Here is a 6,844-nt window from a genome sequence, read left to right as displayed (position 1 = left end):
ACCCGCGCGGAGTTTGCTGTTTCTTTGCCATCGCCCGATCGGGCGATGGCAAAGAAACAGCAAACTCCGCGCGGGTGGCAGTGGTGTGGACCTGTGCCGCGCCGCAGGCACCCGGATGCGGGCGCGCGAAAGCGGGGAGCGCCGGTCGCGCTGTGCTACGACAAGATGACCGGCGTCCATTGACGCGGACCTCACCGAAGAAGTACCCCTGTCATGCGCTCGGTTTCGACATGGACACGGCACGACCCCACAACCCCCACACCCCCACGCACGCCACGCACGCCACCCGGGAGACCGCCTTGCCCACCCCCACGCCTCGCCGTCCACGGACGCGCCGTCACCGCACAGCCCGGCTGGCCGCGACCGGAGCGGCCCTCGCCGTCGCCCTGCCGCTGCTCCACGCCGGGCCCCCGGCCGCCGCCGACGCCGATACCGGCACCCTCCAGGCGGCGTTCACCGAAGCGGCCGAACGCCACCAGGTACCGGAAGAGGTGCTGCTGGGCGTGGCCTACCTCCAGTCCCGGTGGGACGGGCACCGCGGCGCCGCCAGCGTCGCCGGCGGGTACGGGCCGATGCACCTCACCGACGCGCACACCGCGCTGACCGCCGAGGCGGACGCGGGCAACCACCATCTGCACGGCGAGGAGGACCCGCGCGGCGACACCGGGCGCCCCCTCGACCACGCGCACGCCCCCACGGACGCGGTGCCCGAACGCGCCGCGCTCCCCGAGCGGTTGCAGACACTGGACCGGGCGGCCGACCTCACCGGGCTCGACCCCGATGACCTGCGGTCCAGCAACGCGGCGAACGTACAGGGCGGCGCCGCGTTGCTGGCCGCTGCGCAACACGACCTCGGGCTGGAGACGAGCGAGGACCCCGCCGACTGGTACGGCGCCGTCGCCGCCTACGCCTCCAGCGACTCCCGCGAGGCCGCCGAGTCCTTCGCCGACGAGGTGTTCACGGTCATCGCGGAGGGCGCGCACCGCACCACCGGCGAGGGCCAGGCCATCGAGCTGACACCCACCCCGGTCCGGCCGCGCACCGAACAGACGGAGCGCCTCGGACTGCCCGAGCGGCAGCGCGACGAGCGCGTGGAGTGCCCCCGCTCGGTCTCCTGCGAGTGGATCGACGCGGCCTACGAGGAGTACGAGCGCGCGGACGGCTCCCTCACCTACGGCAACCACGACAAGCACGACCGTCCGGCCGGACAAAGCGTGGAGTACATCGTCGTCCACGACATGGAGGGCTATTTCCGGCCCTCCATCGGACTGGTGCAGAACCCGGAGTGGGCCTCCTGGCAGTACAGCCTCCAGGCGTCCGACGGGCACATCGCCCAGCACATCCCCGCGAAGGACGTCGGCTGGCACGCCGGGAACTGGTACGTCAACGCCACCTCCATCGGGCTGGAGCACGAGGGTTTCCTGCGCTCCCCGGACGCCTGGTACACGGAGGCGATGTACCGCTCCTCGGCGCGGCTGGTCCGCCACCTGGCGCGCGAGCACGACATCCCGTTGGACCGGCACCACATCATCGGCCACTACAACGTGCCGGGCGTCGGCCCCGCCAACATCCCCGGCATGCACACCGACCCCGGCCCGTACTGGGACTGGGCGCACTACTTCAAGCTGATGGGCGCCCCGGTCACACCGAGCGCCGGGCCGCGCAGCCCGCTGGTCACCATCCGCACCGACTACGACAACCACCGGCCGGTCTTCACCGGCTGCGACCCCGAGAACGCCGCCACGACCTGCGAGCCGCACGGCTCCAGCGCCGTCCGGCTGCACACGGAGCCCTCGCACGACGCCGGCCTGGTCCCGGACATCGGCACCCACCCCACCACGGGCGGCACCTCCGGCATCTCGATCTACGACATCGGCGCACGCGCCTCCACCGGGCAGCAGTTCGCGGTGGCCGACCGCGACGGCGAGTGGACGGCGATCTGGTTCAACGGCGAGAAGGCGTGGTTCCACAACCCGCGCGAGCAGCGGACCGCCGTGCCCTCCAAGGGCTGGACCGCGACCCCGAAGAAGGGCGTCGAGCGGGCCCAGGTCTACGGGGTGGCCTACCCGGAGCCCGAGGACTACCCCGACGGGGTGCCGGTGCGGGCCTTCGAGCCGCTGCCGTACGAGTTCCTCGCCGGCCAGAGCTACGCGGTCGGCAGGGGCGGTGAGGCGTTCGACGGCGAGTTCTACTCCGCGACCACCTTCGACCCCGCCGACCACCAGGTGGTGCGCGGCCAGTCCTACTACCAGATCCAGCTCGGCCACCGGCACGCCTACGTCAAGGCGTCGGACGTGGACGTGCGCCGAGTCCGCTGACACCGGCGCGACGCCACCCCCGCGCACGCCCGCTCTCGCGCACGCCCGCTCTCGCCGCGACCCGCTCGTTGTCGATGATCCGCGCCGGGGTCACGTTCGGACCCCGGCGCGGAGCGGAAGGGCGGTCATGCGATCCAGCGTCTCGGTGTCACGCGGCACCGCCGGCGGGACGGCCACCCTTGACAGAACGCACGCTCTCGAAGGCACGGGCCAGTCCCTCTGAACCGTGGCCGGCATCGATCTGCTGACTGATCAGCGCTTGCACTGCCGCCAATGTCGAGGGATTGACGCCCTGTTCGTCGCTGGCGCGGATGATGTGTGTGAGGTCGGAGAACTCAAGGCTCTGCTGGCCAGGGGCGGTGTAGTCACCGGCGTCGATGACTGCCGCGTATTCGGCGAATCCGTTCGTCATGGCCTGGATGAACGGCGTCTGACGGGCGGCGAACTCCGATGCGGTCATGCCTTCGGACCCCACCATGGCAGCACCGTGGAAGAAGCCTGCGAACATCTGGTACATACCCGACAGCATGGCCAGGTCGACCAGCGAAGCCATCCCCGCGTCCGGACCCTCGTAGACGCTGGTCGCCCAGGAGTCGAAGAGGTGCCGGTGCTGGTCGAACAGCGTCTGCGACCCGCTGTAGAAGACCAGTGCCCCGGGGGTGCCGATCATGGCCGGCACCGCCATGATCGCGCCGTCGAGGTAGGCGATGTCGTGCTGCGAGGCCCAGTCGGCGAGCTCGCGTGCCTCGTCCGGGGTGGTGGTTGTGAGATTGACCAGGGTGCGACCACGCAGTTCGTCGACCACCGGATCGAGGGCCTGGTGAACCGATGGGTGGCGAAGCAGGCAGGCGACGACGAGTGGGTGCGCGACCACCGCTTCGGCGACGGTCGCGGCGGCCTGCGCGCCTCGCTCGACGAGCTTCGTATCCCGCCCGGGAGTACGGTTCCACACCGTCACGTCATGACCGACACCGAGGAGCCGTGAGGCGAGTGCGTCACCCATGGCGCCCAGTCCGAGCATCGTGACGCCAAGGCCTGCTTGAGGGGTTGCGGAGGTTGCTGACATGCCCCCATGCTGAAGCGGAACCTGAAGCAATGGGAAGTACCCACTATTTACTGGGGTACTTACCAAAAAGTAAGTGAGGAGAACGGATGACGACGCCAGGGCGGCGCACAGGACCGTACATCTGCGGCATCGACGCCGCGCTCGACGTCGTCAGTGGCAAGTGGAAAGGCCTCGTTCTGTGGGAGCTGCACTCCCATGGCACGCGCCGATTCGCGGAAATACGTCGCGCGCTCCACGGAGTCAGCGAGAAGATGCTCACCCAGCATCTGCGCCAGATGGAAGAAGACGGTCTGATCCATCGCAAGGTCTACGCGGAAGTACCCCCGAAGGTCGAATACTCACTCACCGAAGCGGGCGTATCGCTCAACGAAGCGCTACTGCCGCTCGGCGACTGGGGACGAGAGCGACTCAGACGAGAGGGGCTGACCGTCAAAGCCGCCGCGACTCCGACCGCGTCGACAACGCCCTGACGCGCGACAGCTCCTCCGGGCCGTCCGCTCCCCCTTGCCCGTTCACCTGCTGGCACTACTCTTTGTCGTGCCGCGTGACCAGCCGCAGGAGGGCTCTTGCATCCGAACGAGATGGCCGTACTGGGCTTGTCCGCTGAGGAGGAGCTGATCTACCGCCATTTCCTGCGCGAGCCCGGAACCGACCCGGACACTCTCGCGCAGCGTCTGTCCCTCGACGGGCCGGCGGCGGCGGAGGCGGTCGAACGCCTGCGGCTCATCGGCCTGTTGCGGGCCGGAGCGGCGCCCGGACAGGTCACCCCGGCCGACCCGGAGACAGCGGTCGCACGGCTCACGGAACTCCGACTCCGCTCCCTCTACCGGGAGATCCAGCGCATCACGCAGAGCCGCCACATCCTCGACATGCTACGCGCGGAGACCGGGGTTCCCCTGCCCACTCCGCGTGGCATCGAGCAGCTCAACGACTGGCCCGAAGTGCGCACCCGTATAGACGACTTGGCGTTCTTCGCCCGGGAGGAGATCCTCTCCGTCGAGCCCCGGGTCGAGATCCCGGCGGAACAGCTCAGCCACACAAGGCAGTTGAACCTCCGCTCGCTGCGACGCGGCGTCCGGCTGCGGCACGTGGTGGTGCGCGGGGCGCTCGACCGCCCCTACACCGTGGAGTACCTGGGCGAACTGGTCTCCCACGGCGCCCGGGTACGCGTCGCGGACGAGATCTCCGAACACATCCTCGTCTACGACCGGCACGCGGCCCTCGTCCCCATCGACCCCTGGAACACCGGCCGCGGCGCGCTGCTCGCCCACTCCAGCGGCCTGGTCAACAACCTGGTGACGCTCTTCGAGAAGATCTGGGACCAGGCCGAGTCGATCTCGGTACTGCTCCAGAAACCCGAACTGGACGACGGCGTCCTGCCCGAGGCCAGCCGCCGCGTCCTCACCCTGATGTGCACCGCCGGGAAGGACGAGAGCGCCGCACGCGACCTCGGCGTCTCCGTGCGCACCTACCGGCGCCACGTCGCCGACGTCATGCAGCGGCTGGGAGCCGCGAGCCGGGCCCAGGCGGCGCTGCTGGCCCGCGAACGCGGCTGGATCTGACCCCTCGGGGCGGCGGCGCCTGCCCCGGAACGGTGCGTCACCGGCCGTTCCGGCCGCTCCGTCCGCTCCGTCCGCCCTGAGGAGCTGCCGGCCCGTGCTCAGGACGGACCGGGAGCCCGGTCCTCCGCCCAGCCGAGCAGCGCCCGGTCCGCCAGCACCTCGCGCAGCGCCCGCCGGGCGTCCCGGCGCCCGGCGTCGTCACTGACGGGGATGCGCAGCCGCACCCGGTCCGGCCGGATCTCCGTGCAGCTCCCGCCGTGGCCGGGGAGCAGCGCCAGCAGCCGGATCGCGGTGGACTCACCGCCCGGCGCGGAGGCGTCACGACGGACCGCCACCACGTCGAGGTAGCCGGCGTGCGGCCCTGGCCACTCCCGGCGTCCTCGTGGCTCGGGCACCCGCCCGCCCACGGGGCAGGCTCCGGTTCCGCTTTCGGTCCCGGCTCCAACTCCGGTTCCGGTTCCGGGGGAAGCCCCTGCGAGGTGATCGGTGTCCATGACGTCCTCCTCACTCCGCGAAGGCGCACCGCGCCGCGTCCGCCAGTGCCTCGATCCCGGTCGGGAGCGCGGTCCGGACGTCCGGAGCGTAGTGGGCCGAGTGGTTGGCCGGGAGCGACTCCGCTCCAGGTGCCGCGGCCTCGCGCCACTGGGCCGCGCCGACCGTGCCGAGCATCCAGTACACGGACCGGATCGCGCCGTGGCCGTGCAGCGCGGCACCGTCGGCGCCGAGCCACGGGAAGTCCTCGGTGGCCATGCCGCCGGGCCAGTCGCCCATGCGGGCGGCTCCCAGCCGTGCGGCCTGCGCCGCGTGGACGGCACGGGCCAGCGCCGGGTCGGCGGCCAGGACCGGGGAGGACGGGCCGCGCCGGATCTCGGGCTCGGCGGTACAGCCGGAGGCGACGGACTCGGCACGGACCACCCGCTCCACGGCGGCCGTCATCCGGTCAAGCGCCTCCTCGGTGAACGCCCGCAGGGTGATGCCCAGTTCGGCGTGGGCCGGAATGACGTTGGCCTGGTCACCGGCACGGAGCCGTCCGACGGTCAGTACCGCCTGCTCGGCCGGTGAGGTCTCGCGGGAGACCACCGCCTGGAGCCGCATGACGGTGGCGGCTGCGGCCACCACCGGGTCGACGGCCAGCTGCGGCGTGCCCGCGTGACCACCCCGTCCGTGCAGCGTCACCTCCAGGGTGCGGCTGCCCGCGAGCAGCGGCCCCCGGGCGTGCGCGAGCGTCCCGGCGGGCAGCGGCGCGCAGTGCTGCGCGAGCACGACATCGGGGACGGGCACCCGGTCGTAGAGTCCGTCGGCCAGCAGCGCGCGGGCACCTTCCAGGGTCTCCTCCGCCGGCTGGCCGAGGAGGACCAGCGTCCCCGACCAGGCTTCGCGCTCACGGGCCAGCACGGTGGCGGCGCCCGCGAGGGCGGCGAGGTGCAGATCGTGCCCGCAGGCGTGCATCACGCCCGGGACCCGGCTGGCGTACCGCAGGCCCGTCCGCTCGGTCACGGGTAGGGCGTCGAGTTCGGCGCGCAGCAGGACGGTCGGCCCGTCACCGTTGCGCAGGACCCCGGCGACGCCGTGCCCGGCAGGGTCGGTGGGGCCAGACGGGTCGGTGGAGTCGGGCGGGGCGGGGGGTCGGCCGAGGCCGCGCAGCACCTCGCACCCCTCCGCCTCCAGCCACCCGGCCAGCAGCGACGCCGTCCGCCGCTCGGCGCCGGAGAGTTCCGGGTGCGCGTGCAGATCGACGTACCGCTCGACGGCGGTCCGGAGCACATCGGCCGGCACGGCCATCGGGACTCCCTTCGTCCGGCTCTCCCCCGGGGCCGTCGAGCATCCTCCCCGGCCGCGTCAGCCGGCCGTCGCTTCGCTGACAAGCGCTGACAGCCGGGTGAGACCGCCGTCCGGCC

General features: G+C 71.9%; 7 protein-coding genes. 4 read left to right on the top strand and 3 right to left on the bottom strand.

The annotated features are described in order from the left end of the window. A partial coding sequence (locus E0D90_RS27610) for a hypothetical protein (RefSeq protein ID WP_227870008.1) occupies window positions 1–183 on the top strand: 183 nt, incomplete at its 5' end. A gap of 47 nt (window positions 184–230) precedes the next feature. Beyond that, a complete protein-coding gene (locus E0D90_RS05280) occupies window positions 231–2,318 on the top strand; it encodes an N-acetylmuramoyl-L-alanine amidase (protein WP_130796782.1) in 2,088 nt (695 codons plus the stop codon). A 148-nt stretch (window positions 2,319–2,466) separates the two neighbouring features. Here E0D90_RS05280 and E0D90_RS05275 read toward each other — a convergent pair whose 3' ends face one another. Further along, window positions 2,467–3,384: an NAD(P)-dependent oxidoreductase gene (locus tag E0D90_RS05275; RefSeq protein WP_130796781.1), complete on the bottom strand. Its 918-nt coding sequence runs from the start codon at window positions 3,382–3,384 to the stop codon at window positions 2,467–2,469. 86 nt (window positions 3,385–3,470) lie between these two features. Here E0D90_RS05275 and E0D90_RS05270 point away from each other — a divergent pair, with 86 nt between their 5' ends. After that, complete coding sequence (locus tag E0D90_RS05270) at window positions 3,471–3,854, top strand: winged helix-turn-helix transcriptional regulator (RefSeq protein ID WP_130796780.1); 384 nt, start codon at window positions 3,471–3,473, stop codon at window positions 3,852–3,854. Window positions 3,855–3,950: 96 nt separating this feature from the next. Then, entirely contained in the window at window positions 3,951–4,946 is a 996-nt protein-coding gene (locus E0D90_RS05265; RefSeq protein WP_174856145.1) for a helix-turn-helix transcriptional regulator, read from the top strand. Window positions 4,947–5,044: 98 nt separating this feature from the next. On the opposite strand, the gene E0D90_RS05260 is transcribed toward E0D90_RS05265, so the two are convergent. Next, a complete protein-coding gene (locus E0D90_RS05260; RefSeq protein ID WP_130796779.1) occupies window positions 5,045–5,341 on the bottom strand; it encodes a hypothetical protein in 297 nt (98 codons plus the stop codon). Between the two features lie 109 nt (window positions 5,342–5,450). Continuing rightward, the gene (locus E0D90_RS05255; protein WP_130796778.1) at window positions 5,451–6,728 is read right to left on the bottom strand and encodes an amidohydrolase; all 1,278 of its coding nucleotides are present in this window, start codon (window positions 6,726–6,728) and stop codon (window positions 5,451–5,453) included. Window positions 6,729–6,844 lie beyond the last annotated feature (116 nt).

The sequence above is a fragment of the Streptomyces otsuchiensis genome (assembly GCF_004305975.1).
GTDB lineage: Bacteria > Actinomycetota > Actinomycetes > Streptomycetales > Streptomycetaceae > Streptomyces > Streptomyces otsuchiensis.
This window is presented reverse-complemented; position numbering and strand designations above follow the sequence as displayed.

Coding starts and splice junctions, on each gene's coding strand:
- E0D90_RS05280 (WP_130796782.1), top strand. CDS start 231: ATGGACACGGCACGACCCCACAACCCCCACACCCCCACGCACGCCACG.
- E0D90_RS05275 (WP_130796781.1), bottom strand. CDS start 3,384: ATGTCAGCAACCTCCGCAACCCCTCAAGCAGGCCTTGGCGTCACGATG.
- E0D90_RS05270 (WP_130796780.1), top strand. CDS start 3,471: ATGACGACGCCAGGGCGGCGCACAGGACCGTACATCTGCGGCATCGAC.
- E0D90_RS05255 (WP_130796778.1), bottom strand. CDS start 6,728: ATGGCCGTGCCGGCCGATGTGCTCCGGACCGCCGTCGAGCGGTACGTC.